29 protein-coding genes are annotated in these 26,622 nt (G+C 66.6%); 21 read left to right on the top strand and 8 right to left on the bottom strand.

The window, feature by feature from the left end; genetic code table 11:
• The first annotated feature begins 6 nt into the window (after positions 1-6).
• Complete coding sequence (locus RCH12_RS13505) at positions 7-573, top strand: hypothetical protein (RefSeq protein WP_327017191.1); 567 nt, start codon at positions 7-9, stop codon at positions 571-573.
• On the opposite strand, the gene RCH12_RS13500 is transcribed toward RCH12_RS13505, so the two are convergent.
• Entirely contained in the window at positions 570-797 is a 228-nt protein-coding gene (locus RCH12_RS13500; protein WP_327017190.1) for a hypothetical protein, read from the bottom strand. The genes RCH12_RS13505 and RCH12_RS13500 overlap by 4 nt on opposite strands.
• Before the next feature lie 387 nt (positions 798-1,184).
• On the opposite strand from RCH12_RS13500, the gene RCH12_RS13495 reads away from it, so the two are divergent.
• Together RCH12_RS13495 and RCH12_RS13490 are read left to right on the top strand one after the other, a co-directional pair.
• A complete protein-coding gene (locus RCH12_RS13495) occupies positions 1,185-1,790 on the top strand; it encodes a recombinase family protein (RefSeq protein ID WP_327017189.1) in 606 nt (201 codons plus the stop codon).
• 9 nt (positions 1,791-1,799) lie between these two features.
• Entirely contained in the window at positions 1,800-2,006 is a 207-nt protein-coding gene (locus tag RCH12_RS13490; protein WP_327017188.1) for a hypothetical protein, read from the top strand.
• Here RCH12_RS13490 and RCH12_RS13485 read toward each other — a convergent pair.
• Positions 1,999-3,432: a recombinase family protein gene (locus RCH12_RS13485; protein WP_327017187.1), complete on the bottom strand. Its 1,434-nt coding sequence runs from the start codon at positions 3,430-3,432 to the stop codon at positions 1,999-2,001. The genes RCH12_RS13490 and RCH12_RS13485 overlap by 8 nt on opposite strands.
• A 183-nt stretch (positions 3,433-3,615) precedes the next feature.
• Here RCH12_RS13485 and RCH12_RS13480 point away from each other — a divergent pair, with 183 nt between their 5' ends.
• The 7 genes from RCH12_RS13480 to RCH12_RS13450 all read left to right on the top strand — a co-directional run bounded on the left by RCH12_RS13480 (position 3,616) and on the right by RCH12_RS13450 (position 8,531).
• Complete coding sequence (locus tag RCH12_RS13480; protein ID WP_103432626.1) at positions 3,616-3,801, top strand: hypothetical protein; 186 nt, start codon at positions 3,616-3,618, stop codon at positions 3,799-3,801.
• 19 nt (positions 3,802-3,820) lie between these two features.
• Complete coding sequence (locus RCH12_RS13475) at positions 3,821-4,231, top strand: TadE/TadG family type IV pilus assembly protein (protein ID WP_103432563.1); 411 nt, start codon at positions 3,821-3,823, stop codon at positions 4,229-4,231.
• Positions 4,224-4,676, top strand: coding sequence for a hypothetical protein (locus RCH12_RS13470; protein ID WP_327017186.1), 453 nt, complete (start codon positions 4,224-4,226; stop codon positions 4,674-4,676). Before RCH12_RS13475 ends, RCH12_RS13470 begins: the two co-directional genes overlap by 8 nt.
• A gap of 5 nt (positions 4,677-4,681) precedes the next feature.
• Positions 4,682-5,143 carry a pilus assembly protein TadG-related protein gene (locus RCH12_RS13465; RefSeq protein WP_327017185.1) on the top strand — a complete coding sequence of 154 codons (462 nt, stop codon included), beginning with the start codon at positions 4,682-4,684 and terminating at the stop codon, positions 5,141-5,143.
• A gap of 172 nt (positions 5,144-5,315) precedes the next feature.
• Positions 5,316-7,187, top strand: coding sequence for an alkaline phosphatase (gene phoA / locus RCH12_RS13460; RefSeq protein ID WP_327017184.1), 1,872 nt, complete (start codon positions 5,316-5,318; stop codon positions 7,185-7,187).
• Positions 7,188-7,280: 93 nt separating this feature from the next.
• Positions 7,281-7,565, top strand: coding sequence for a hypothetical protein (locus RCH12_RS13455; RefSeq protein WP_103432559.1), 285 nt, complete (start codon positions 7,281-7,283; stop codon positions 7,563-7,565).
• An 81-nt stretch (positions 7,566-7,646) separates the two neighbouring features.
• Positions 7,647-8,531 carry an EamA family transporter gene (locus tag RCH12_RS13450; RefSeq protein WP_327017183.1) on the top strand — a complete coding sequence of 295 codons (885 nt, stop codon included), beginning with the start codon at positions 7,647-7,649 and terminating at the stop codon, positions 8,529-8,531.
• 328 nt (positions 8,532-8,859) lie between these two features.
• On the opposite strand, the gene rmuC is transcribed toward RCH12_RS13450, so the two are convergent.
• Both rmuC and RCH12_RS13440 read right to left on the bottom strand, forming a co-directional pair.
• On the bottom strand, positions 8,860-10,185 hold the full coding sequence (gene rmuC, locus RCH12_RS13445) for a DNA recombination protein RmuC (protein WP_327017182.1): 1,326 nt from the start codon (positions 10,183-10,185) through the stop codon (positions 8,860-8,862).
• Positions 10,186-10,272: 87 nt separating this feature from the next.
• Positions 10,273-10,890 (bottom strand): exonuclease domain-containing protein, encoded by a 618-nt coding sequence (locus RCH12_RS13440; RefSeq protein WP_134409504.1) that lies wholly within the window; start codon positions 10,888-10,890, stop codon positions 10,273-10,275.
• A 110-nt stretch (positions 10,891-11,000) separates the two neighbouring features.
• Between RCH12_RS13440 and ychF the strand changes: the two genes are divergently transcribed.
• From ychF to RCH12_RS13405, 7 genes are all read left to right on the top strand, one after another.
• A complete protein-coding gene (gene ychF, locus RCH12_RS13435) occupies positions 11,001-12,074 on the top strand; it encodes a redox-regulated ATPase YchF (protein WP_088455577.1) in 1,074 nt (357 codons plus the stop codon).
• Between the two features lie 194 nt (positions 12,075-12,268).
• Positions 12,269-13,126: a hypothetical protein gene (locus tag RCH12_RS13430; RefSeq protein ID WP_327017181.1), complete on the top strand. Its 858-nt coding sequence runs from the start codon at positions 12,269-12,271 to the stop codon at positions 13,124-13,126.
• 817 nt (positions 13,127-13,943) lie between these two features.
• On the top strand, positions 13,944-14,585 hold the full coding sequence (locus RCH12_RS13425) for a hypothetical protein (protein WP_327017180.1): 642 nt from the start codon (positions 13,944-13,946) through the stop codon (positions 14,583-14,585).
• 152 nt (positions 14,586-14,737) lie between these two features.
• Positions 14,738-15,232, top strand: a complete 495-nt coding sequence (locus tag RCH12_RS13420) for a hypothetical protein (RefSeq protein ID WP_327017179.1) — start codon at positions 14,738-14,740, stop codon at positions 15,230-15,232.
• Positions 15,232-16,263, top strand: coding sequence for a DUF6545 domain-containing protein (locus tag RCH12_RS13415; RefSeq protein ID WP_327017178.1), 1,032 nt, complete (start codon positions 15,232-15,234; stop codon positions 16,261-16,263). Before RCH12_RS13420 ends, RCH12_RS13415 begins: the two co-directional genes overlap by 1 nt.
• Positions 16,244-16,714 carry a hypothetical protein gene (locus RCH12_RS13410; protein ID WP_327017177.1) on the top strand — a complete coding sequence of 157 codons (471 nt, stop codon included), beginning with the start codon at positions 16,244-16,246 and terminating at the stop codon, positions 16,712-16,714. Before RCH12_RS13415 ends, RCH12_RS13410 begins: the two co-directional genes overlap by 20 nt.
• A gap of 335 nt (positions 16,715-17,049) precedes the next feature.
• Positions 17,050-18,648, top strand: a complete 1,599-nt coding sequence (locus tag RCH12_RS13405; RefSeq protein WP_327017176.1) for a cryptochrome/photolyase family protein — start codon at positions 17,050-17,052, stop codon at positions 18,646-18,648.
• A 42-nt stretch (positions 18,649-18,690) separates the two neighbouring features.
• Here RCH12_RS13405 and RCH12_RS13400 read toward each other — a convergent pair whose 3' ends face one another.
• Positions 18,691-19,116, bottom strand: a complete 426-nt coding sequence (locus RCH12_RS13400; protein WP_327017175.1) for a VOC family protein — start codon at positions 19,114-19,116, stop codon at positions 18,691-18,693.
• Between the two features lie 106 nt (positions 19,117-19,222).
• Between RCH12_RS13400 and RCH12_RS13395 the strand changes: the two genes are divergently transcribed.
• Positions 19,223-20,209: a helix-turn-helix transcriptional regulator gene (locus tag RCH12_RS13395; RefSeq protein WP_327017174.1), complete on the top strand. Its 987-nt coding sequence runs from the start codon at positions 19,223-19,225 to the stop codon at positions 20,207-20,209.
• An 84-nt stretch (positions 20,210-20,293) separates the two neighbouring features.
• Positions 20,294-20,959 carry a hypothetical protein gene (locus tag RCH12_RS13390; protein WP_327017173.1) on the top strand — a complete coding sequence of 222 codons (666 nt, stop codon included), beginning with the start codon at positions 20,294-20,296 and terminating at the stop codon, positions 20,957-20,959.
• Between the two features lie 21 nt (positions 20,960-20,980).
• Here the strand turns inward: RCH12_RS13390 and RCH12_RS13385 are convergent, their stop codons facing one another.
• From RCH12_RS13385 to RCH12_RS13375, 3 genes are all read right to left on the bottom strand, one after another.
• Complete coding sequence (locus tag RCH12_RS13385; protein WP_327017172.1) at positions 20,981-21,556, bottom strand: GNAT family N-acetyltransferase; 576 nt, start codon at positions 21,554-21,556, stop codon at positions 20,981-20,983.
• A gap of 173 nt (positions 21,557-21,729) precedes the next feature.
• Complete coding sequence (locus tag RCH12_RS13380; RefSeq protein ID WP_327017171.1) at positions 21,730-22,740, bottom strand: hypothetical protein; 1,011 nt, start codon at positions 22,738-22,740, stop codon at positions 21,730-21,732.
• Between the two features lie 263 nt (positions 22,741-23,003).
• A complete protein-coding gene (locus RCH12_RS13375; RefSeq protein WP_327017170.1) occupies positions 23,004-23,882 on the bottom strand; it encodes a LysR family transcriptional regulator in 879 nt (292 codons plus the stop codon).
• A 141-nt stretch (positions 23,883-24,023) separates the two neighbouring features.
• Between RCH12_RS13375 and alsS the strand changes: the two genes are divergently transcribed.
• Complete coding sequence (gene alsS, locus RCH12_RS13370; RefSeq protein ID WP_327017169.1) at positions 24,024-25,754, top strand: acetolactate synthase AlsS; 1,731 nt, start codon at positions 24,024-24,026, stop codon at positions 25,752-25,754.
• The gene (gene budA, locus RCH12_RS13365) at positions 25,751-26,482 is read left to right on the top strand and encodes an acetolactate decarboxylase (protein ID WP_240632405.1); all 732 of its coding nucleotides are present in this window, start codon (positions 25,751-25,753) and stop codon (positions 26,480-26,482) included. Before alsS ends, budA begins: the two co-directional genes overlap by 4 nt.
• Positions 26,483-26,622 lie beyond the last annotated feature (140 nt).

Raw genomic sequence — 26,622 nt, 5'->3', positions numbered from 1 at the left:
CTGACGATGGACACCACGACGATGACACCGGCTTACCTGGCCGCCGAGAACTACCGGATTGGCTCAGAGCACGAGGCGGCTCATGCCCTCGCCTATATGGTGCACGGCCTGAGCTTCGACCACATCACCTTGGACGACGCCGGAACCGGCCTGGTCCAACCGCCGCCGCGCATGATCAGCAACGACGTTGCCGCACGTGTCGCTCTTGCCGGACAGGTCATGGACTTGAACTGGCACCGCCAGCACAACGGAGACGAGGCGCTGTGTGACATCATGGACTATTGGGATTGCGCTGCCGACGATGAGGACGCGCACGACATCCACAACGTCCGACAGGGTACGGGGTTCGCCGGTCTCATCTGGGCTTTCGCCTTTGCCGATGCGAACGCTGAGCTGATTGCTCAAGCCGGCCGAAGCCTGGTAAAGGCCGGCGGGTTCATGACCGGCTCGGAGTTCGCGGAGGCCGTCAATGAGATGCCAGTTGAACCGTCGCACCTGTTGCGGTCGTCCTATGTCGCGCTGGTCGAGCCGTACATGGTGCGGCTGATGGAGATCGAGCAGAAGAATGTTTAGTCGTCCAGCCTGAGGTCCTCAGCCGTCAACCAGTCGACCTCGCCGACCACCATCTCGAATATGACGAGCGGAAGGATGTGGCCGATGTAGTTCTGGTGCGGTCCAAGGATGCCGGCGCGTGATCGCTGGATGCCTCCGGTGATCGCGCCGTCACGGTGCAGCCGTATTTTTAGGATCTCGAGCTGGGTGACCGCGAGGTACTCGAAACCCCGTGGCGAGGCCAAGTCCACCCGTTCAGGTCCCAGCCCATCACCTGTCATGGCACCGGCACGAATACCGAGTCGGCTACCTGCGCGACGGAGAGGACACGGCCGCCGGTGTAGCTGCCGCCACCGGCCCACTGGACGACTGCCGGTTCATTTAACTCGAAGGCGCATCCGACCGATGCTGTCCTCGGGGTGGTGTCACCAATGGAGGCTTCGGAGTAAGCGGTAGTCCGGCTCCGGAAGAAGGTGATTGGGTCGGTGCTGGTCGTAATGAGAAAAGTGGAGAAGGTGCTGAGGTCCGGTTCGGTGGGCATGGTGAGTACATGCGCGGGCGTTCCAATAACGGTCGATTCTGAGAAATCGGTAGCCCGTGTCAGAGGTACCGCGCATGGTGTCTCAGAACCCGTGACCGAAACCGTTTCGTCTCAGAACCTGCGGGCTACCTTTCTGGAGCATCGAATGGCGAACATCGGGTACATCCGGGTTAGCACCTCCGAACAGAATCCGGCTCTGCAATCCGACGCTCTAGAAGCGGCCGGCGTCACGAAGATCTACTCCGACCTAGGAGTGTCAGGTTCACTTGCCAACCGCCCTCAACTCGACGCGCTGCTCAAGTACGTCCGGGACGGCGATGTCGTGGTCGTCTGGAAGCTCGACCGCTTCGGCCGGAACACACGCCATACCCTCACTCTGCTCGCAACGCTCGCCGAACGCGGTGTGGGTTTTCGGTCGATCACCGAGGGCCTCGATTCGGCTGGCCCGATGGGACGCGCCATGATTACAATCATCGCGGCGTTCGCCGAGCTGGAGCGTGACACGATCCGTGAGCGCACTGTCGCTGGCCTCGCCGCGGCGAAGGCACGCGGCCGTGTTGGCGGCCGGCCGCGTGCGTTATCACCAGCGAAAATCGAGTTTGCCCAGACACTCCGGGCTAAGGGTCAGGGCGCCCAGACGATCGCCGACGAGCTTGGCGTGAGCCGGGCCTCGGTCTATAGGGCGCTCGCCAGCTAGGCTGCGGCTATGACACCCCAGAAGCGAGAATGCCCGTCCTGCACGTTGCAGCAGAGCTGGCTACCAGAAGAGAACCGCTTCGCCTCGCATTTCTTCTATGGCCGGATGGACTGGTGCTCGGGCGGCAAGAGGCCGACCAGTAAGGAGAAGAGCGACCGCAAGTCGGGCAAGCGTGGGCATTCCATCCGTGCGGTAAATGGCGGTCTCCCTAGCTGAGCTCCCGCCATTTGACCACTACTAGATCCGGGTCGAACCGCGCACCGGACCCGGCGCGCATGATCGTGACAGCCAGCAGGTCCGTGATTACTTCGCGCTGTGCGTCGATCGGCATAGCTATCCACTTTGCCCTAACCTCTCCTCCGGCTAGAGCCGTTAGGTGTGTGCGGGGTCTGGCTCCATCGAGGTCGCGCTCAGCATCCGCTCGCTTCCGGCGGAGGGTTTCGGTGATCCGCTTGAACTGCGCGTGTGTCACCGCGTCTTCGGCGAAGTCGTCGGCGGCTCGCGCAAGCTTCGCGTCGGCCGCCTCGATCGCGACCTGTGCATCTTTCGCCTTCTCGCTGTCGCCGGTCTTGTAGAGGCCCGCCGCATCCTCCTGAGAGAGCCGAGCAATCACAAGTTCGACGACCAGCTCGTCGACGGCCTCCTGGTTGCGGCGCACCTTGTAGCAGGCTGCGCAGCTGTACGATGCCGGCTGGCGTTTGGTGGCTCCGGTCGTCTTGCTCACGACTGTGCGCCCGATCTGGCGGCGCATCGGACCGCCGCACAAACCGCAAATGGCGAGGCCGCTGAGCAGGTACTTGAAGCTGGACCCGGAGAAATTGCTCTTACGGCTGGGATCGTTCAGTAGTGCCACCAGACGGTCATGCGTCGGCACGTCATACAACGGCTGGGTCGTTGACAGCCCGAGCACCTTGCCTTGGTATTGGCGTAGCCCCGCGTTCGTCGGCCGCAGGAGTATCTGCCGGAGGATCGTCGAGTTCCACTGCTTGGCCTTTGGCCCGTGGATGCTGCGCTTGTTGTAGTCGGTGACGATCGAACGGAGAGATTCGCCAGAAAGAGTTCGGCGCGCGGCCTCGCGTACCACATCACCGTGCTCGGGGTGGATCACGTCACGCTTTACCCTTCCAGTCGGTTGACCGTCAGTGCCGACAGGCAGGATGCGGGTATATCCGTATGGGCTAAAACCGTGCGGTTCGCCGAGTTCAGCCTTCTCCAAGAACTTTCGCTGAAGCCGCACCCCCATTTTTCCTGTCTCAAAGGCGGCGAAGGCTCCCATCGTACGTGCCATCATCCGACCTTCTTGGGTTGAAAGATCCATGAAACCGGCAACAGTAGCTAGCGCCAAGCTGTACTCGTCTGCAAATTTGATTACGGTCTCGAGCTCAGACGGTTTGCGAGTGAGACGGTCGATGCTGTAAACCACGAGCGCCTCGATGTGCCCCGATCGCACGTCGGCGAGCATCCGCTCGTACTCAGGCCTCACCTTCGACCTTGTCGCGCTGACGTCGTTGTCGACGTACTCTTCGACAACGTCCCATCCGCGCTCAGCGGCTTCCTTGGTGCAGTCCTTCTTCTGCCTACCCACACCCAACTTCTCGCCCGCAGAATCCTGGCTGATCCGGGCGTAAATTCCAGCTCTCATGGTCAACATCTTAGTCCAGACACGAGCCCGCTGGTGTTCCTGATCCTGCCGATGACCATTCTTTTCGCGATCTTTCCCGGCTTGTTCGTGCTGCAGGCCGGTTTTTAGACGTCGTTGACCAACACCGTTCCAGCGGCATCGACCCGCACCATCCGTGCATCACCCGAGAGAAAGCAGGACACCGTGAGCCTCACCACCCAGTTACAGAACCGTATCCGCATTGGGCTGCACGACGAGAGGGGTGACGTACCGGGCTGGGTGTTGATCACCCTGATGACAGCCGGGCTGGTCATGATCATCTGGGGTCTGGCCGGACCCGCGCTCAGCGGCATCTTCGAGCAGGCCATCGAACGGGTCAGCGGCATCTAGCGGATGCCCTGATGCCGACATGATCCGCAGGTGGCGGTGTGCGCACGGCGACGCCGAGCGTGGCACGGCGGTGGCCGAATTCGTGATGGTGTCGGCGCTGCTCACCGCTCTCACGTTGGCGGTCCTGCAGCTCGCACTCGCCCTGCACATCCGTAACACGGTGCTGGATGCGGCAGCGGAAGGCGCCCGATACGCCGCGTTGGCCGACAGCGGCCTCGAGCGGGGCGCCGCACGCAGCCGCGACCTGATCACGGCGGCGCTCGGACCGGTCTACGCCGCCGATGTCACGGCCAGCTACGCCGATGTCGCCGGGCAGACCGGTGTGCAGGTGCGGGTGGTGGCCCCGCTGCCGATGTTCGGTCTGTTGGGTGTGGACCGTGGCCTGGAGGTGAGGGGACATGCGGCCGTGGAGGGATTGGAAATTGAGTGACCGGTGGTGGCTGCCGACCGGCGAGCGCGGGTCAGCCTCGCTCGAGTTCATCACCGCCGGGCTGATCCTGCTGGTGCCGCTGGTCTACCTGGTTCTGACGATGTCCGTGGTGCAGGGCGGGGCGTTCGCGGTGGAGGGTGCGGCCCGACAGGCGGCCCGGGTGTACGTTCAGGCGCCCACCGCCGGCGACGCCGAGGCCCGCGCCGAGCGTGCCGTGCTGGTGGGGCTCGCCGACTACGGCATCGACGCGGCCGACGCCGAGGTGAGCATCACCTGCCCGGGGTCCGCCGTGTGTCTGTCCCGTCGCAGCGTGGTGACGGTGACGGTGCGGGTGGTCGTCCATCTGCCCTTGGTTCCCGCCGTCATCACGCAGTCGCACGGCGGCAGCATCCCGCTGCAAGCGTCGGCCACCCAGACGGTGTCCAGATTCTGGCACGAGGGGTGACCCCGATGGCGCACTGGACCGGCGTCGGCACCGGCCGCAGCACCCGGGGCGAGGACGGTTCAACCCTGCTGCTCACCATCTTCTACGGCTTTCTGGCGCTGCTGGTGGTGCTGATCGTGGTCGCCGCTACGAGCCTCTACCTCGAGCGCAAAAGGCTGTTCACACTGGCGGATGGGGCGGCGCTCGCCGCGGCGGAATCGTTCACCCTCGACTCGGTCGCGATAGAGGCCGGTGAACTGCATGCGGCCCTGACGACCGGCGAGATCCGGGCCGCGGCGACGGCGTACCTGGCCGTCGCGGAACAGCCGGGGATCGACAGCCTGGTGCTGGCCCGCGCCGACACGGCGGACGGCCAGAGCGCCACGATCACTCTGCAGGCCTGGTGGCGACCGCCCGTGCTCACCCTGTTCGTGCCCGATGGCCTGCCCGTGGAAGTGACGGCGGTGGCCCGGTCGGTGTTTCACTGACCCGCGCCACGGGTCCCTGCCGTTCACCGGAGGTTCACCACCGCTCTGCGCTGCCCGGTTAGCCTCGTCGCGTCGGTCCGGGTCCAGGGCCAACCCACACACTAATTCCAGGGGGAACACCGTGTACCGTGCGTCCAAGTCATCCATTCGACGGCCAGGGCGCAGCGCGCTCATGGTCGCAGCGACCGGCCTCATCGCCGGCGCCAGCATCCTCGCTCCGCTCGGCGCACACGCTGCCACCGACGACCACGGCGGGGCTGCCCGCAACACCACCGACAAGACCGCCGCCATCCGCGAATCGATCATCGACGGGCCGGCCAAGAACGTCATTCTTCTGATCGGCGACGGCATGGGCGACAGTGAGATCACGGTGGCCCGCAACTACGCCGAAGGCGCCGCCGGCGCGTTCGCCGGAATCGACGCGCTGCCGCTGACCGGCCAGTACACGACCTACGCGCTCAACAAGGACGGCACCCCGAACTACGCGTCGGAGTCGGCCTCCACCGCCAGCGGCTGGTCAACCGGCACCAAGACCAACAACGGTGCGCTTTCGGTCGACATCGCCGGCACCCCCCAGTCGACACTGCTGGAACTGGCCAAGGCCAACGGGCTGCGCACCGGCAACGTGTCGACTGCCGAAATCCAGGATGCCACCCCGGGCGCGCAGGTCGCCCACATCTCCGCTCGCGGCTGCTACGGACCGGTGAAGACCACGGCGAACTGTGCCTCGGAGGCTCTCGAGAACGGTGGGTTGGGCTCCATTTCCGAGCAACTGCTCACCCTGCGCCCCGATGTAGTGCTCGGCGGCGGTTCGGCCACCTTCAACGAGAGGGCCGCCGCCGGTGACTGGGCCGGGCAGACTCTCTTCGAGCAGGCCACCGACCGCGGCTATCAGCTGGTGAACGACGCAGCGGGCCTGGCCTCGGTCGCCGCGGCCGACCAGAGCGCCCCGGTTCTCGGACTCTTCACCCCGGGCAACTTCCCCACCCGCTGGATCGGCCCGGACGCCATCGTCGGTGGTGCCGACCTCGCCCCGGTCTCCTGCACAGCGAACCCCGCACGACTGGACACCGGCCTGTCCCTGGCCTCTCTGACCGACAAGGCCATCGACCTGTTGTCCGCCGACAGCGAGCAGGGCTTCTTCCTGCAGGTCGAGGGTGCCAGCATCGACAAGCGCGACCACGCCGCGGATGCCTGCGGCCAGATCGGCGAGACCGTCGACCTCGATGAGGCCGTGCAGTCTGCACTCGCCTTCGCCAAAGCCGACGGCAACACCCTCGTCGTGGTGACCGCCGACCACGCCCACACCAGCCAGATCGTCGGATCCACCCCGCCCGGACTCAGCGTCGCGCTGACCACCGAGGAGGGCTCGCCCATGCTCGTGAGCTACGGCACCGCCGAAGCCGGCGAGTCACAGCAGCACACCGGATCCCAGGTGCGTATCGCCGGTTACGGCCCCGGCGCGGCCAACGTGCTCGGACTCACCGACCAGACGGACCTATTCTTCACCTCGTCCAACGCTCTCGCCCTGAACACTGACCTCAGGTCCCTCAGCGCCGCCGCCACGCTCACTCTCGACAAGGCCGCTGTCACCCCCGGCGCGGACTTCACCGCGACGGGCGCTGGGCTCGCCGCCAACTGGCGCGCCACCAGCGAGGTGAGCACCGCCGCTTCGGTTGACCCGCTGGGCGTCGCCGACGTGATCGATGGTCAGGCCGTGTTCACCGGCACCGCGCCGACCGCCCCGGGCCGGTACACCGTCACCCTCACCGGTGCCCAGACCGGCGTCTCCGCGTCGGCCACGCTCACCGTCGCCGCGGCCGGCGTGACCCCGGCGCCGACTGTTGATCCGCCGGCCGGAGCGGTCTCAGGTGCCGGTCCCACAAAAACTGTGGCGGCAGGCGTCGCCTCGGCCATCGGCGGCGTTCTCGCAGCCACCGGCGCACAGGTCGGCCCGCTGGTGGGCGCAGCCGCGCTGCTGCTGGCTGCGGGCGGGGTGTTCCTGGCGGTTCGTCGTCGCCGTAACGGCCTCCTCCAGCCGTAGACCGTTCGGGCCGGCTGCCTGAAATGCCGGTGACGGCCGCTCCTGTCGGGGCGGCCTTCACTGGTGGCAGCGAGGCTCGGTAGAGTTCCAGACATGAAACGCATTGACTACTACGGCAGAAGCTTCACCGTCTCGGACCGCTTCGCTGACGCTCTCGTGAGCTACCTCAACGACGCCGTGACCTCTGGCAAGCCGTTGGGGGAGTTCTTCGACATGCGCTGCTACACCACCGACCCCGGTCAGACGGTTGACGTCACCATCCAGGTGGTGGCTGGCGTGCCGCTGCTGGTCTACCCGGCCGATGCGGTCTTCGACGGGGTCGCCGAGATCGAGGACGACCCGGCCGCCGTTGGCCGGTTGGGCTACCGGCGCAGCTGACCCGGCGCACCGCGTGGCCAGGCTGCGGTGGCTGGCCGGTAGTGTCGTCGGAGTGCCGCATCCGCTCGGCGGGGGAGAACAGTGACAGCCAAGCGTGACCGCCTCACCGGCGCCGGAGCCCAACTCGTCACCGAGGTGACGATCAACTACGGCTCGTCGTTGGCCGGGCTGCTCATCCCCGTGGTCGGTTCGCCCGTCGTCGTGGCGGTGCGCCAGCTCGTGATGGCGATCACCGTGCTGCCGTTCTACCGGCCCAAGTTCGTCACCTTCACCTGGGCACGGCTGTGGCCGGCACTGATGCTGGGCGTTGTACTCGCGGTGATGAATCTCACCTTCTACGAGTCGGTCGACCGGCTCGGCCTGGGCGTGGCCGCGACCATCGAGTTCCTCGGCCCGTTCGCCGTGGCGCTGGCCGCGTCCCGCCGAGCACTCGACTTCGTCTGCGCGGCCGCTGCCGCCGGCGGGGTATTCCTGCTCACCTGGTCGGATGGCACACTCGACCCGTTCGGAATCGCCCTGGCGCTCACCGCCGCGGCCGCCTGGGCCGGCTACATCCTGCTCACCCGCCGGGTGGCCACCCAGCTGCCCGGCCTGGAGGGCATCACCATCGCCAGCCTGGTCAGCCTGGTGCTGCTCGTTCCGCTGGCGCTGGTCACCGTGGACTACTCGAAGCTGAACTGGGGCGTGATCGGCCTGCTCGTCGCCGTGGGCGTGCTGTCTTCGGCGTTCCCCTACACGCTCGACACCTTCATCCTGCGCCGGATCACCCCGCGGCTCTACGCGATCATCACGAGCTTCGGTCCGGTCGTCGCGGCGGTGTTCGGCGTGCTGGTGCTCGGGGAGACCCTGCTTCTGCAGCAGCAGGTCGCCATCGTCGTGGTCTGCGCCGCGGCCGGCGCGGCGATCGCCACCCAGCGCGAGCAGCCGGTGTCCGACCTCGAGCGCACCGCCCGCGCCATTCCGTAGCGGTGCCCCAAGGCCCATCCGGTCACGCCGGCCCACCCCCGCCGACGTGCCGCAAAAACATCGTTCCGGGGTACTGAAGGGGCGCCTTGCGGCACCTCGTGGAGGCACCCCATATCGACTTGCCGCAGAAGTACCCCTCGCGGGCTCTGAAGGGGCACTGTGCGGCATCTCGGCGGGCGGGCGGCCCGGCGAGTGGCCACTTCACGCCCCTTCCGGGTGCCCGTGGGGGCCTGAACCGGCACCTCAGGTGCGAAGCGGCCGGCGAGATCGCAGTCGGTGCCCCTTCAGAGTTCTTGACGGGGCCCCAACTGGCAACGTGTCTGCGAGCTCAGTCGCGGGTGGGGATCGCTTCCAGGGCATCGGTCTCGAGCGCGGCCACGAACTCGTAGGCCACCAGCTCGCGGGGGGTCTCCTCGATGCCCCCGAGCGGGGCCAGCACCTTCGACTCGTCGAGGGCGTTGAGCTTGCGGGCGGTGGGCAGCACCTGGCGCTCCATCGAGCCGACGAAACCGTTGTAGTCCTTCACGGTGCGCTCGATCGCTCTGCCGAGCTTCTCGATGTGGGTGGCGGTGGTGGCCAGCCGGGAATACAGCTCACGGCTGAGGTCGAAGAGCACCTGGGCGTCGTGGGTGAGCACATCCTGCTGCCAGCTGAACGCCACGGTCTTCAGCACCGACCACAGGGTGACGGGGGAGGCCAGTGCGACGCGCTTGCTGAACGCGAACTCCATCAGCGACGGGTCGGCCTCCAGCGCCGACGACACCAACGATTCGCTGGGGATGAACGCGATCACGAGCTCGGGGGAGGCCGCCAGGCCCTGCCAGTAGGCCTTGCTGCCCAGCGCCGTGACGTGGTCGCGCACGGCCTTCACGTGCGCCTTCATGAACACGGCGCGCTGGGCGCCATCCGCACCGGTCGCCGTCGCCGGAATCTGGCTGGCCTCGAGGAACGCGGTGAAGGGAACCTTGGCGTCCACGGCGATGTTCTTGCCGCCGGGCAGGTGCACGACCATGTCAGGCCGGCCGGCGCCGGCATCCGAGGTGATGCTGGACTGCACGTCGAAATCGACCCGTTCGATGAGCCCGGCGGCCTCGACCACGCTGCGCAGCTGGGTCTCACCCCAAACACCCCGGGTGTTGTTGGCGCGCAGGGCCGAGGCCAGGGATTCGGCGGTGCTGCGCAGACGCTCCTCGGACTCTGTGGCCGAGCGCAGCTGTTCGGTGAGCTCGCCGTGCTGCAGACTGCGCTGCTGCTCGAGCTCGGCGACCTTCTGCTGCATGTTCGCCAGGCTGTCTTTCACGGGGGCCAGGGCCTGCAGCACCTGGCTCTCCTGCCGGTCCCGTTCGGTGCGTGCAGCCTGGTCGTCGCGCTGCCGGTCGACGATCTCGCGGTACTGCCGTCGCTGGTCGGCGATCTGGTCGCGCAGGCCGTCGGCGGTGGCCTGCATCGAGGCGAGCTCCTCCCGCAGCAGCGACTGCACACCGGCCTCCCTGGCGCGGGTGTCGGCGAGCACCACCTGATGCCGGGCCTCGAGCACGGCCGGATCCTCGACTGCAGGGCCGGCCGACCGGCGCCGCTGGAAAAACACGGCGCTCACGAGGGCACCGAGCAGCACACCGAGAAGCAGGCCGAAGAGAAGCGCGAGGAAATCCATGCGGCCAGTCTGACAGCGGCCACCGACACCGCCGGGAGCCGGGACGCGCGTCGCGCGGCCGGAGCTGCCCGGGGCAGTCGGTGCCGGCTAGTTCAGGGCCATCGGGCCGTGCGTGGCCCGGTGTTCCAGGGTGGCGACCGGGCCGATCACGCCGACGTTGACGCCGCAGATGCGGGCCAGGTCTTCGATGGTGTCGGCGCCGTGCCGGTCGGCGGCGTGGATCATGATCGCGGCGCAGGCCTCGGAGTCGGCGAGGGCGTTGTGGTGCGAGAAGTCCTCGAAACCGGCGGCCATCGCCGCGACCGGCAGCCGGTAGGAGTCGAGGTGGTAGGTCTTTCGGGCCACCTGCAGGCTGCACACGTAGCGGAAATCGGGCACCGTCATGCCCGTGATCGCGGATGCGGTCTTGATGACACCCAGGTCGAAGCCGGCGTTGTGTGCCACGAGCACGTCGCCGTCGGCGAAGTCGACGAGGTCGGGCAGCTGCTGCGACCAGCTCAGCGCCGCGGCCACGTGCTCGGGGCGAATGCCATGGATTTTGATGTTCCACTCCTGGAACAGGTCGTGGCCCAGCGGGGGCTTGATGAACCAGCCGATCTTGTCGACGACGACACCGTCGCGCACCTTCACCAACCCCACCGAGCAGGCCGAGGCGGCCGAGGAGTTGGCGGTTTCGAAATCGATGGCGGTGAAGTTGACGGGCACGCCTCATGGTCTCACGCGCCACCGACGCTGCCGCGCCGCGGGCATCCGCTGGTCGGGGCTTGGTGTGGAGGGGCGCGTCCGAACGGGCTGAGCCGGTACCATGGACTCTCGTGGCTCTTACTATTGCAATCGTCGGACTGCCCAATGTCGGCAAGTCCACCCTCTTCAACGCGTTGACCAAGAACAACGTGCTCGCGGCGAACTACCCGTTCGCCACCATCGAGCCGAACGTTGGCATCGTCAACCTGCCCGACCACCGCCTGGCGAAGCTGGCCAAGGTGTTCGGCAGCGAGCGTCTGCTGCCGGCCCCGGTGTCGTTCGTCGACATCGCCGGAATCGTGCGCGGCGCCAGCGAGGGCGAGGGCCTGGGCAACAAGTTCCTGGCCAACATCCGCGAAGCCGACGCCATCGCGCAGGTCATCCGTGGCTTCGCCGACCCCGACGTGGTGCACGTCGACGGTGCGGTCAACCCGGCCGGTGACATGGAGACCATCAACACCGAGCTCGTTCTCGCCGACCTGCAGACCCTCGAAAAGGCGATCGTTCGGTACGAGAAGGAGACCAAGGGTCGCAAGCTCGACCCGAGCGTGCTCAAGACAGCGCTCGAAGCGCAGACCTTCCTGGACACCGGCAAGCCGCTGTCGGCGTCGAAGATCGACGTTGAGCCCATCCGCGAACTCGGCCTGCTCACCACCAAGCCGTTCATCTACGTCTTCAACGTCGACGAGGCCGTGCTGCAGGATGCCGAGAAGCTGGCCACGCTGGCCGCCCTCGTCGCTCCGGCCAACGCCGTGTTCCTCGACGCCAAGCTTGAATCCGAGCTCGCCGAACTCGACGAAGAGGATGCCGCCGAGATGCTGGCCTCCACCGGCCAGGAGGAGAGCGGGCTCAACCAGCTCGCCCGCATCGGCTTCGACACTCTGGGCCTGCAGACCTACCTCACCGCCGGCCCCAAGGAAACGCGGGCCTGGACCATCCACAAGGGGTGGACCGCCCCGCAGGCCGCCGGAGTCATCCACACCGACTTCCAGAAGGGCTTCATCAAGGCCGAGGTCTTCGCATTCCAGGACCTCATCGACGCCGGCTCCGTGGTGGAAGCCCGCGCCAAGGGCAAGGCCCGCATCGAGGGCAAGGAATATGTCATGCAGGACGGCGACGTCGTGGAATTCAGGTTCAACGTCTAGTTCCATCCCGGCAGCATTTCGGCCCCGCCCCGGTTCTTCCGCGGTGGGGCTTTGCTGTACCTCCAGGACAGGAGCAGCGGTGCTGAGCTCGCCTTTCGCCCGCGCCAGCGCAAACCGCGACCGCGGGGAGGTGATCTTGGCTGCCGTGGATGCGGCTTGCCCTGCCCTAGCCTTGTGTACATGGGGGTACTGCTGTGCTGAAGAAAATTGACCAGTGGGACGCGCGGATCCTGCACGCCGGGATGATTGCTCTGATGCTGGCGGTGTTCGTGTGGTTTGCCGGCGACCGTCTCCTTGAGGCATCAGTGTTCCTTTCGGTAGGGGCGGTCTACGCATTTCTCCTGGTTCGCGTCGTCTCACGATCATTCCGGGCGTTCACGGTGATGCTCTGGTCGTTCCTCCTGAACTACTGGATGTTGATCTCGCTCGACGTCGATGGCGCCCTGGACATCCCCGCGGCGGGGCCGTGGTTCATCGGGTTCATGGTCGGCTCGATCGCCGGCGGATACATCTGGTCGGGACCGGGCGCCGGGCGAGAGCGCACGCAAACCCGCCCGCGCCGGCCCGACGCCGACGGCAAGTTCTCCGGCGGGTGGCGCCTGGCACTGATCAATGCAGCCTGCGCGCTGGTGCTGTTCGGCATCGGGACAGCCCAACTGGTTCTCCTGTCACCGACAGCGCCTGCTGTTGCAGTGCTTGTTGTCGCTGTCATCGCAGGCTGGGCATTGTTCCGCTTACCGCTGCCGCTGGAAATTAGAAACGGCCTCCTTAGCCTCGGCCTACCCGTTGTGTGGTTTGCCTTGGCGTTCGTGGGTGGTGCCACCGACCAGATGGCCCTTCCGCATGCGTCGGCTTATGGCGCCCTCGCCGGGATTTTGATAGGCGGACGGTACTGGAGCGGCCCCCAGTTCGGCGCGCCCCGGCCACCCTTCAACGGCCAGGGACGGCGGCGCCGGCGACGGAAACGCCGGCCGAAGCAGCAGAAGCAAACACAAAGGCGCTCAAGACCAGCTGTAGCCGCCGCCCGTGAGAAGCAAGCCAAGGACCGTTGAATCTTTCAGGGAGGACGGCAAGCTAGCATTGGGGCTGCTCTGGCCATACGGCGTGCGTGGGATTGGGGGTGATCCGAATGAAAATGCATGGTGCTGGAAAAACAATCGGTCTCGCCCTACTGGCCTTGCTCACGCTGACGGGCTGCGATGAGCGGCCATTCACCCGTACCGACGCCGTCGCCACTCCGAACTCCGCCATTCAGGTCGGCGGGTATCGGGACAGGACCTGGGAGTACGTGGACGGGGCCGGCACGACGAGGGAACTCAATCGGTGTGAAGACACGAGCCCATGGAACGTTGCTTACAGCTGCACCTCACCCGATAGGAGCGTCGAGTTGACTTTCAACCTCTCAAAATACGGAATAAGGAACCCCACCCTCCACGTCGGTGACGAGGAGGTGCCGCTCTACTGCATCAACGACGGATTTTGGGGCGGCGGGCTGAGATTCTGCCTCCCGGAGACGGCGCCTGCCGTTCCGACATCTCGGCGCAATGCTTAGAAAGAGCTGTTGATGAGCCGTGACGTCCAGAGCGTCGTTCCTCCCGCCGTCGCCGAGGCGAAGCCATGACCCGCGACTCGACCCCCCAGCCCACAGCGGAGGGTCAGCAGCACCAAGATTCCGAGATTGGCGGGGCCGCTGCGGGGACCGTGCCGGGAAGTACCCTTCCGGTCGTGGCCGGCGGGCCTCCGTCCCACTGGCTGTTTTGGTCCTACCTGTGGCGGTATTCTCTGCTTTTTGTCGTTCTGATCGGTGGCTGGGGAACGTACTGGGGGATTGTGGGAGGCGCCGGCAACCCCGCATATACCGATCAGGCCATGGTCGTCGACATGGCCGTCACCGGCTTCATGTTCGGAGCCCTGGGCCAGGTTATTGCCTTCGCCGTGGCTCTTACCCTCTTCATCCGCTCGATGCCTGCCCGTCGGCGGTGGGCAGCACACCGGGAGGCCGGTTGGACGACGGCGCAGTGCAGGGCCGATGACGCTCGCCGGTCGGGTGTGGAGCACACGCGGATGCTTAATGCCCGTCTACGCAAACTCGGGCTCCGCCCGGTTCCGCCCCCCACTCCGTGGACGCCTCCGCCGCCCAAGAAACCGACCATAATGAGCCGATTGTCGGTCGTGCTGTTCCTCGTCATGCTCGTCGTCGCGGCCGTCATCTTTGCCAGTCCGTGGTTGGACACGAGGGTTGTCCAGTCCATTCAGTGCGAGGTGGTGTCCGCCGAGCCGAGAACGACCTCAAGCGGATCGAGAGGGTCAGTGACGACCGTGTCCGTTCTGGTGAAGACACAGGACTGCGGTCCGCTCGCAATTCACTGGGGCGTGACCGGCGATAACCAGGACGAGATCGCAGCCAGCTTCATACCCGGGGCGACCTATGAGTTCGACGTCGGCTGGTTCAGCCGCACGTTCATCAAGAACGGAATTCAGTCGGCGCGGGATTATCGGCTCATCGGGTAACCCGCCTGAGCCCTGCGGGCGCCACCGGCGCTGGCTCGTGGCTATCATGGAGACCTTGAGTAATCCCATGCTGACGGCAGTCATCCATGTCTCAGATGCGCTGGATCCGGCTAGGGGAGACGCAGCGGATCGACACGAGAATCGGATCCACAGTGAACTACGCAGCACGGCAACTACGCGCTCAGCAACTGGTGCAGGAGATAGACCTCCCGCGCCCCCTGAACCCGGAAATCCTGCACCACCATATGGAGCAGATCCGCACGAAGAAGATCGTCGTCGTGCAGGCGCCTCAGGGAATGCTCGACAGTGGAATCTGCGCGCTCTGGCTCGAGGTGGCCGGTGAAGAATTCGAGCGGATCTACTGCGCGCCAACAGACTCGGCCGTCCACCGGCAGCAGTTCGTGAATCATGAGTTCGGTCACATGATCCTCAACCACAAGAAGATGATCATGCCGGCCGACAGGGTCGCGCTTCTCGCACCCCTCATCCCGATGAACGCCATTGTCGCGGCGCTGTCCCGAAACAGCTTCACCGATGAGGAAGAGGCAATGGCGGAGGCTATCGGGGACGAACTTGCGATGATCCTTCGGAAGGACGCCTCACGAAGCAGACGCGGAGCCGAGACCGGATTCGGGCAGGTTCTCTGATGTTCGCTCTGATCGAATACGCGGTGCTCGCGGCTCTCTGGGGCACGACCCTTCTCCTCGTGCCGAGCGCCCTCCGCGGCAAACGGCGTTTGCTTTTCTGGTTCATGGTGGCCTTCGCGGTCACCATGTCGCTGATCACCGACGGCCCGTATGCATTCGTCGACGGACTCTTGGGCGGAGTCGACCTGACCTATTTCATCTTCCACGCGACAGCGATCGTCTGTGTGGCCCTGTTCGACTGCCTCATTCAGACGGCTGTCTCAAAGGACGGGCTCACCTCAACCCGAAAGCGCTTTGCGTTGTGGGGAGTGACCGGACTCATCCTCGTTCAGGCTGCCCTCTTCTTCACCAGCGGCTGGGAGATTGACAACATCCAGTTCATCGGTCCTGGCAACTGGAGTCAGCTGGTCTACAGCTTCACGACCTGGATTGCGCTGATCGTCCTTGCGATCTCGACAATGGTCGCGTGCTCCACGGACTACAAACGCCAGTCGGACACAACGCTCAAGACGGCACTGGTGATCATCTTTGCCGGGTGCGCAGTCGTATCGCTCTACGTCGTCGTTCAGATGGGTGTGGCGATCAACAGGGCGGCAGGTGGCACCCACGTCAGTGTGATAGTTGATTCCCTGTCTGTGGCTTGCCCGCTCCTTGCGCCCGTTCTGCTCTCGGTCGGTCTCGGTCTCCGTCTGCTGGTCGGAGTTTTCAGGAACCTGAGCGACGCAGGCACAAGCCGTCGGCTGCTGTGGAAGGTCACCCCGCTGTGGGAGCGGCTGCTGGCTGACCGACCTGAGCTCAGCATCGAAGCACCGACGTCACGGCTAGCGCTCTGTTTTCGGGGGAGCCACGCCTTACACCTCCACCGCCGCTACGTCGAGGTTCGTGACTGTCTCCTTCTGCACCCCGACCAGTCACTGTCGGCTCGCGAAGTGAAGCTCATCCAGAGGATCGAACAGCATATCCGTCAGGCATCAGATGCATCTCGCGGGACTACACACGACTCGAGGACCGATGAGTACCAAAACGCCTGACGAAGCGGGTGGGACAGGGACTCCGCTGCCCACTCCGCAACGGGAACTGGCACGCAAGCTGAACCTGCTGCTCGACGTGGTGGTGGCCGAAGGAAACACCCCGTACACCTACCGCGAGATCGCCGCAGGTCTCAAAGCCAAGAAGGTTTCGCTCTCGAGGGCTCGATGGCAGTACATGGTCAGGGGGGAGGGCCCACTGGTCAGCGACGTCCTGCTTCTCACCGAGATCGCAAATTTCTTTGGGATTGCACCCGAATACCTGCTCGGGTCCGACGATGATCTCCCGGAGCGTATCGACTCTCAGTTGGAGTTGGTCCGCATGATCCGAGTCAAGCGAGTAATCAACTTCGCGGCCCGAACCCTCGGGGATACGTCACCAGATGCACTTCGCGAGATCACGAAGCTTCTCGAGGACGGGTTGTCCGCCGGCTCAGACCTGACAGACGAATAGCACCAACACCGTTCCGATAGAGGTAGGGTTAGACATGTCCAAGGGGGGACAAGGGCAGAGGTGCGCCGGGAGCCAGGGGACGGGATTCTTGGGGGGCCGGCGCGCTTGTGACGGGTTTGAGGTGGATCACCTTCCATCCAAAAACGTCCCGCCGCGTGGGGGGACGCGGCGGGACGCACCGTGACCATCGGGGTGGGGGGACGCCTCAGGTCACGTACCAATTCTACGGGCGACCGCAGAAGCCTGTGGCCCAACCTCGTCGCCGTGCAGCGCTGAGAGCCTTCGGGATTCCGGAGCTCGCGTGAATCCTGCCGCCGCCGCTCTATCGTTGGGATATGAGATCCGGCCCGTCTGTGCGCCTCGTCCTGCCGCACCAGCTCTTCGACCAGCACTTCGAGGCGGTCGAAGGGACCCTCTTCGTGCTCATCGAGCATGACCTGCTCTTTCGCCAGTACCGGTTCCACTCCCACAAGCTGGTCCTACATCGTGCGTCGCTGGCTCGCTTCGCAGCCCGACTGCGCGAGCACGGGTACGAGGTTGTCGTTCTTCCAAGCGATACCGAGCGAAGCTCCCACGACCAACTGGCGGAGTTCATTCGGACGCGCGAGCCGGAGCAGGTGACCTGGTTCGACGTTGTCGATGACTGGCTCGAGCAGGATCTGTTCGCCGGCCTCGCCGACGGCGGCTACCGGATGCGCCAGGGCGACGTGCTGGAGACGCCGAACTTCCTCACCGACCGGGTGCAGATCGATGACTGGTTCTCCCACAACGGCTCTCGCATGCAGGACTTCTACGTGTGGCAACGCCGCCGACTGGACATCCTGCTCGAGAACGGCAAACCGGTCGGCGGGAAGTGGTCCTACGACGCCGACAACCGCAAGAAGCTGCCGCGCGGGTACACGCCCCACCCCGTCGGCCGTTTCGCCGGCCATCCCGTGCTTCAGCGGGAGGGCGCCTTCGACTTCGACGCGCTGGTGGACGAGCAGGACACGGTCGAGGTGCCGACCGAGGTCGACGCAGCGATCGCCTGGGTCAGCGCCGAATTCCCGGATGCCCCGGGTGACCCGCACCTGTTCGCCTGGCCGACCAGCGCAGACGAAGCCCGGGAGCACCTGCAGGAGTTCGTCCGTGACCGCCTGAACGACTTCGGCCCGTACGAGGATGCGATCTCCGCCACGCATCCGTTCATCAATCACGGCCTGCTGACCGGCGCGTTGAACATCGGGCTGCTGGACCCGCGAGACGTCATTGACGCGGTGCTCGAGGGCGCCGATCACGGCACTCCGCTCGCGTCCCTGGAGGGATTCGTGCGGCAGGTGATCGGCTGGCGGGAGTACATGCGCGCCACCTACCGAACCCGCGGTCGCGAAATGCGGACCTCGAACCGGCTCGACCACCGGAGGGCCCTTGGCGACGGGTGGTGGGATGCGACCACCGGTCTCGCTCCCGTCGACCTGGTCATCTCGCGGGTGCTCGACACCGGGTATGCCCACCACATCGAGCGGCTGATGGTGCTCGGCAACGCGATGTCGCTGCTGCGCATCCACCCCGACGCGGTCTACGAATGGTTCATGGAGATGTTCATCGACGCCTACGACTGGGTGATGGTGCCCAACGTCTACGCGATGAGCCAATTCGCCGCGGGCGACGAGATCACCACCAAGCCCTATGTGTCGGGCAGCAACTACCTGCGAAAAATGTCAGACCTGCCCGCCGGCGACTGGATGGCCGATTGGGACGGCCTGTACTGGACGTTCATCGACGACCATCGCGAGGTCTTTGCAGCGAACCCGCGCACGCGAATGGTCGTCTCCCTGCTGGGCAAAATGGACCCGGGCACCTGGGACGGCCATCGGCGCCGCGCTCAGGCGCTGCTCGGCCTCGGGCACGACACGGCGTTGCTGAAGGCGATCGTCGGAGGTACGTCCCGGTAGGGGCGGGGCGAGCGCATCCACCCGCCCCGCCGGATGGTCAGATCAGGCCGCGTCCCACGCCACCTCCACATCGAGAACCCAGGTGACCCCGAAGCGGTCGGTGAGCATCCCGTACAGCGGTGACCACTGCGACGTCGCGAGGGGCTCGACGACGGTGGCGCCTTCGGCAAGCCGCTCCCAGTAGTCGGTGATCTCCGCCGCGTCCGTGCCGCGGACGGAGACGAACACGGGAATCGTGCCCGGCGCGTAGTCCTTGGCGGACGGCACGTCGTACGCCATGATGCGGAAGCCGTCGTGGGAGGTGACCGAGCCGAAGAGGATCTGGTCGGCCTCGGCGGGGGAGGTCGCCCGGTGGGCATCCGCGTAGCTGATGGCGACCAGCTGGCCACCGAAGACACCCTGGTAGAACCCCAGAGCTGCTCGGGCGTCGCCGCGGAAGTTGAGGTGAGGGGTCGTGTGAATGGTCATGTCTGCTCCTGGATTCGAGGGGGTTCGCCGGGCTCGTCCCGGATACCTGCCATGGTCACAGCAGTAGAGGACAGATTTGGTCCTCTACGCGCCTAGAGTGAAAAACATGACGTCGACCACTTCACGACTGCTGCTGTTGCTCTCGCTGCTCCAAACCCGGCGGGACTGGCCCGGCGCCCTCCTCGCCGATCGGCTCGAGATCAGCCACCGCACGGTGCGCCGGGACGTCAACCGCCTGCGGGAGATGGGCTACAGCATCCACGCCATGAAGGGGCCGGACGGCGGCTACAGGCTGGACGCCGGCACCGAACTGCCACCGCTCCTGTTCGACGATGACCAGGTCATCGCCCTGACCGTGGCGCTGCAGGCCGCCACCGTGACCGGGGCCGGCATCGAAGAGGCCGCCGTGCGAGCGCTGACCACGATGCGGCAGGTGATGCCCGCCCGCCTGCGTCACCGTCTGGACGCCCTCACCTTCACGACCATCCCCACCCGCGCCGGGGACGCCGTCACCGACCCGGTGTCCCCGGCTGTGCTCATCGCACTGTCCACCGCCATCCGTGCCCGTGAGGTGCTTCGTTTCGACTACGCGAGCCGGCAGCCCGGAGACACAGAGCCGACGCCGACACCGCCGCGCCGGGTCGAACCCCATCACCTCGTCTCCTCCAGCGGGCGCTGGTATCTCGTCGCCTGGGACCTCGACCGGGGTGATTGGCGGATCTTCCGCGCCGACCGGGTTGCTCCACGCACGCCCTCCGGGCCCCGGTTCACCCCGCGTGAGCTTCCCGGGGGAAACGTGCGCGATTACGTTTCGGCCCGATTCACGGGCTCGGATCGGGCGAACAGTTGGCCCTGCCGGGGCACTGTGATCCTGGGGCTGCCCGCCACCGCGGTGCTGCCGTTCGCCGGCGACGGCATCGTCGAAGACCTCGGACCCGACCGCTGCCGCTATGAGGTCGGCTCCTGGTCGTGGGTCGCGCTGGCCGCATCGTTGGGCCGGTTCGACACCACCATCGAGGTCGTGGGCCCGCCGGAGCTTTCCGCAGCCTTCGGCCACCTCGCTGAGCGCTATGCCGTCACAGCTTCGGCATGAGGGCGCCGAGAAGTTCCCTGCGATCTGGTATTTCAGGTGGTCTAGGGAGTACGCTCATGGGCATCGACATCCGGGGGGATAGACATGAACAGCAGAGCATCGGTGCTCCACAGGCATGGCACGATTGCGGCACTCGCCGTTGGCGTGCTGCTCGTAGGGGGATGTGCCGGCGAGTCCGCCGGCGAACAACCGGCCGGCGAGAAACCGGCAGCCGGGGCGGCATCCACCGCTCCCACCGAGACGCCGGTGCCGTCTGCCACGCCGGCGCCGGCCGAGCCGAACCTGGATGATCCGGGCTCATGGCTCATCGACTACACAGCCATCGGACCGCTGACCCTGCACGGGCAGCTGGCCGACCAGGCCGCCTCGACGACCGCGTTCACCACCACGATCCAGGATGGCTGCCCGTGGGTGACCGCCCTCGACAAGACCGACTTCCCGAGCATCTGGCTCCCCGACCCTGCGGGCACCGGAGTCACGGACCAGATCGTGCTGCAGGCCTGGGGGTCCGAGGCAACGGTCGCCGCCAATTCGCCGCAGACCAGCGCGGGAATCGGAATCGGTGCCACCCTGGACCAGGTCACGGCCGCCTACCCTGATATCGAGCAAAACGACGGCACCTACGCCCCGTACTACTCCCTGCCCGACGGCAGCGGACACTGGATCAACTTCGGGTTGAGCTCCGCCGGGCTGGTGGACACTATCGTCGTGCGCGACACTGCTCAAATGGACAGCGAGTACTGCGGCTAGCCGGAGCAGGTCGCCGGGGCGTCAGTCGAGCATCAGCCGCATGAGGATGCGGGGGAACCCGCCGGCTACGGAGTCGGTGTCGGCCGCCTTCGTGAAGCCGGCGCGCTCGAACATGGTTCTGGTGCCGACGTAGGCCATGGTGAGGTCCACCCGCTGTCCGTCGTTGTCCACGGGGTAACTCTCGACGCACGGTGCGCCGGATGCTCGTGCGTAGTCGACGGCGCCGGCGATCAGCGCCGGCGTGACGCCCTGTTTGCGGTACCCCGGGCGCACTCGGAGGCACCACAGCGACCACACCGGCAGGTCGTCCAGGTGCGGGATCTTGCGTGAGGTGGCGAACGGGTGCAGCTCGGATCGCGGGGCGATGCCGGCCCAGCCGGCTACCTCACCGTCGAGGTGGGCGAGCACACCGGGGGCGAGCTTCCGCGCGCAGAGCTCCCGCACCTTGTCTGCTCTGGCGGCGCCGGTGAGCGCGCGGTTCTGCTTCGAGTCCTGCCGCCAGGAGAGGCACCAGCAGACCGAGGATTCGGGCTTCTTCGGCGCGAACATGGTCGCCATCTCGTCGAAGTCGTGGGCCGGGCGCACGTCGATCGTCATGGTCCCCTCGTTCCTCGCTCCTCGTGTTGATGCTCAACGTTGACCCATCGTGGCAACTGTTACCGCTGCGGACAACTGGTCCCGGTGTGCCGGGTGCATTTGTCCGCACCGGCGGCAGTTAGGGGCAGAACGGGCGGGCAACCACCGCGTGACGACTCCGGGCGAACTCGGCTCTAGCGCAGGCTCGGGTCCAGCTCGGGCTCGATGGCGTCGATCTGCAGTGCTCCGTCGCCGGTGGACAGGGTCCATGCGGCGCTGATGTGCTCGATCGCCGTCAGGTCGCCGGTGGCGAAGCCCACAAGGAAGCCGCCGGCCAGCACGAGTCCTTCGTCGTCTGAACCGTCGAACAGGGTGGGTGTGCTCGCCCGCAGGCTGTCCTCGCTCAGGCTCGTGGTCCCGCGCTCGTCACGGATGGCCGCTTCCACGATGGCCGCATCGGTGGCGGCATAGTCGACGGTGACGTTCGTACGGACCACAAGCAAGGGAGTCTGTTGGTCCACGCTCAGGGTGCCGAAGATCTTGTCGACGCCGACGACCGTGTTGGTGGCACGCGGACCGCCGTCCCGGGTGAGCGGCGATGGCAGACTCTGGGACACGATGACACCGGCCTCACTGAGCCCGAAGCTTGCCACCTGGGGCGCCAGGGCGGTGTGGCCCGCAGGCGTGAACCACGGCGAGGCGTTTTCGAACCAGGTGGCGTCGGCGATCGCGGAGTCGTCCAGAAGGGCTGAGTCCAGCCCTGCTTCCGTCACGTAGATGAGCGCCGCACGCTGTGCGGCCTCGGCCTCCTCGATGGTGAAGCCGTACGTCGCCAACGAGTCGAGATCCACGACCGCGGGGTCGAATCGGGCGCCGGCTGACGCCGGGTCGAGGGTCGTGTGGCAGTAGCTGCCGGCGGCATTCGTGACCTGTTCCTTGGCGATGACATCGCCCCAGGGCCCCTGTCCGTCGGACTCCGGGCAGGCGCCGACGGCGGTGGGCGCCGGTGTGGCCGGGGACGGGGCGGCACTGGACGGAGCCTCCGCGGCGGGCGCCGCACCGGCGCAGCCGGTGAGGACCAGGACCGCCGAGACGAGGAGCGCGCCCGCGGCCGCTCGGTACTGAGCGCGAGGGGCGCCCACCCTCAGCACACCGGAATTCTGCTGGTACGCGTTGTCCCCGGTCAGATGGCGAAAAGTTTTCATCAATGTTCCCCCTTACGCGAAGTCTAGCGAGGGTGCGCGGCAGGGGCGTTCAGCCGGCCGGCAGGTCGTCCCGGTCCGCGGGCACACCGCATCACGCCGGTCACCACGAGTGGGCGAGCGCGCTTCAACTGTTGCCCGTGCGGACATGTGCGCCCGGTGCGCCGGGCGCAGATGTCCGCTTCGGGAACAGTTGGTGGGCCGGGCCTCGGTGGGCGGGGCGGGCGGGGTGGGTCGGGCGGGCTTCGGCGGGTCGGGCGGCGGGGCTACTCGCCGGAGAGGGCCAGGTTGACGAAGGCGCGCACGGCCGCGGAGGCCCGGCGCTTGCGGGAGGCAGCGAGGTAGACGGTGAAGTCGGGCACGTGCGCCACCGGGATGCGGCGCACGTTGAGCGCATCGTGTGCGGCGAACTCGGGCAGCAGCGCCACACCGAGGCCGTTGGTCACGTATTCGGCGGCGGTGCCGATGTCGGAGACCTCGATCATCACCCGCCGCTCCACCCCGGCGGCGACAAAGGCGTCGTCCACGATCTGCCGGCTCGCGTAGCCCGGCGGCAGATCGATGAACTCCTCGTCGCCGACGTCGGCCAGGTCCACGCCGGCGGCTCCGGCCAGCGGATGCCCCGCGGGCACCACGAGGACCATCGGGGAGGACGCGATCGGTACCGCCGACAGTGTCGCGGGCACCGCTCCGCTGAGCGCCAGGAAGGCCAGGTCCAGCTCGCCGGTGGCCAGTTCCTCGACGAGATCGGCCGAGCCGCGCCGCGCCGCGCGCAGCCGCACGCCCACGCCCGGGTGCCCGGTGCGGTAGAGCCCGAGCAGCCGGGGCACGTTCACGAGCGTCACCGAGGTCATCAGGCCGATCACGATGGAGCCGGTGATGGCTTGGGTGGACTGCTGGGCGACATCCCGCACCTCGTTGACGGCGTCGAGGGCGCCACGCGCCTTCGGCAGCAGCAGCTCACCGGTGGAGGTGAGTCGGATCTGACGGCGGCTGCGGTCGAACAGTTCCACGCCGAGCTCGCTCTCGAGCGAACGCACGCCGGCCGACACCGCGGACTGCGCGATGGTAAGCAGCTCGGCCGCCCGGGTAAAGTTGAGCTCACCGGCGACGGCGCTGAAGAATTCAAGCTGCCTGAGATCCATGCCACCCATCCTCCCACGTCTCATCTGATAAGCAGATGATTGGTATCCGGTATCGGCGTTGTTCTATATCGGTCGAGCGGGCAGGCTGGAACAAGACGCCGGTTCACACCGAGGCGTCACCCGCACTACAGGAGGCACGGCATGGCTCAGAATTCATCGGTCCAGGACGAGACGGTCGGCGGCACCGCCTTCGGCTCCGCAGCACTCGGCTCGCCCCGCCGGGCCGGCGACCGCGTCGTCGAATGCCTCGAGGCCTACGGCGTCAAGTGGATCTTCGGCGTCCCCGGCGCGAAGATCGACCCCGTCTACGACGCCCTCCTCGACGGCGGTCCGCAGCTGATCGTGGTGCGCCACGAACAGAACGCCGCCTTCATGGCCGCCGCCGTCGGCCGGCTCACCGGCGAACCCGGCGTCGCGCTGGTCACGAGCGGACCCGGCACCGCCAACCTCGCCACGGGCCTGCTCACCGCCACCACCGAGGGTGACCCCCTGGTCGCGATCTGCGGCGCGGTTTCCCGCGGCGACAGGCTCAAGCGCACCCACCAGTCGATGGATGCCGTCGGCATGCTCTCCGCCGTCACCAAGTCCGCCGGCGAGGTGAGCGTCGCCGACAACGTGCCGGAGGCCATCGCCAACGCGTTCCGCCAAGCCACCCAGGAGCCCAAAGGCGCCGCGGCCGTGGTGTTGCCCTACGACGTACTCACCGACTCCACCACAGTGTCGATGACCACCCCGCACTGGGTCCCGCAGCTCGGCGCGGCCCCGGCCGCGAGCATCAGCCAGGCCGCCCAGCTACTCAAGGACGCCCAGTTCCCGGTGATCCTCGCCGGTGCCCGCGCCGGCTCCGACCGGGCCGTCGCCGCGCTGCACCGTCTACTCGGCGCCGCCGCGCTGCCGGTCGTGGAGACCTTCCAGGCCGCCGGCGTGATCTCCCACGACCTCGAGGAGCACTACCTCGGCCGGGTCGGCCTGTTCCGCAACCAGCCCGGCGACGTTCTGCTGCACAAGGCCGACCTGATCCTGGCCATCGGCTACGACTTCGTCGAATACGAACCCTCCAAGTGGAACAAGGACCACCTGCGCCGCATCATCCACCTCGACGAACTGTCGGCCGACCTTGACGACTATTACCGGCCCACCATCGAACTGCGCGGTGACGTGGCCGAGACGATGGATGCGCTCGCCGGCCAGATCGACGGCCTCACCCTGTCGGCATCCGCCTCGGCGGTCGTCGCCACCGAGCGCGCCCGCCTGGCCGAGGCCGACCAGCCCGTCCACCGTGACGACGAGTCGGAGGGCGTGCACCCCGCCGAGCTGACCCTGGCGATGCGGGCCCTGCTGCCCGACGACACCACGGTGCTCTGCGATGTGGGTTCGCACTACATCTACATGGCCCGGCACTTCCGCACCTACCACCCGCGCACCCTGCTGTTCTCGAACGGCCAGCAGACTCTCGGTGTGGCACTGCCCTGGGCGATCGCCGCAACGCTGGTGCGCCCCGGCACTCCGGTGGTCTCGGTGTCCGGCGACGGAGGGTTCCTCTACTCCGCCATGGAGCTGGAGACCGCGGTGCGGCTCGGCTCCAAATTCACCCACATCATCTTCAACGACGGCACCTACGACATGGTCGCCTTCCAGCAGCAGGGCAAGTACGGCCGCACCTCCGGCGTGCAGCTCGGCGACTACGACGCCGTGAAGTACGCCGAGTCGTTCGGCGCCCACGGTTACCGGGTCACCCACCTCGACGACTTCGCCGCCGTGCTCGAGCAGGCCATGAACGACGACGGCCCCAGCATCATCGACGTGCGGGTGGACTATCGCAACAACCGCGATGAACTGATGGCCGACCTGGAAAGCGACGTGCTGCTGTGACCAACATCACCGTGTCCAGGCACGAAATCTTCCAGACCAGCCTGATGAGCGCGCTGCTCGACGGCGTCTACGAGGGTGAGATGACGGTGCGCGACCTACTCGGCCACGGCAGCTTCGGCATCGGCACCTTCAACGGCCTCGACGGGGAGATGCTCATCGTCGACGGCAAGTGCTATCAACTGCGCGCCGACGGCGGGGTGACCAAGCCCGACCTGGGCGCGTACACCCCCTACGCCGTGGTGACGAACTTCGTGCCGCACATCGAGAGCCGGCTGCCCGACAATATCGTGCGCGCCGAGGCATCCGCGTTCATCGACCACATGACGGCATCCGAGAACTACATGTACGCGCTGCGCATCGACGGCGACTTCGAGTGGATCCGGATGCGCACCGTCGTGAAGCAGCAGAAGCCGTACCGGCCGATGGTGGAGGCGACCGACGAAGACGCCATCGTCGAGCTGCACAACGTGTCCGGCTCCCTCGTCGGCTTCCGCACGCCGCTCTACGAGCAGGGCATCGGCGTGCCCGGCTGCCACACCCACTTCATCACCGACGACCGCACCGGCGGCGGCCACGTGCTCGACTTCAAGCTCAAGAGCGGCAGCGCGGCACTCTGCCTGGGCACCGACCTGCGCCTGCAGCTGCCGCTGACGGATGCGTTCCGGGACGCCAACCTGTCGCCGGACGATCTCGCCCGGCAACTGGCCAAGACCGAGCAGCACGCCTGACAGGTACGTCGCATAGCTCGCCGGGGTCGCTCCAGAGGCCCCGGCGCAGGCGTCTCGGTGGCGGGAATCGAACCCCGCGTAGACAGCTTTGCAGGCTCCTCCCTGGCACCTGGCACCTGGCACCTGGCACCTGTCCCTGT

The organism is Cryobacterium sp. MP_3.1, from assembly GCF_035984795.1.
GTDB lineage: Bacteria > Actinomycetota > Actinomycetes > Actinomycetales > Microbacteriaceae > Cryobacterium > Cryobacterium zongtaii.
Note: the sequence above shows the minus strand (reverse complement) of the source record. Positions and strands in the feature narration are given on the sequence as shown.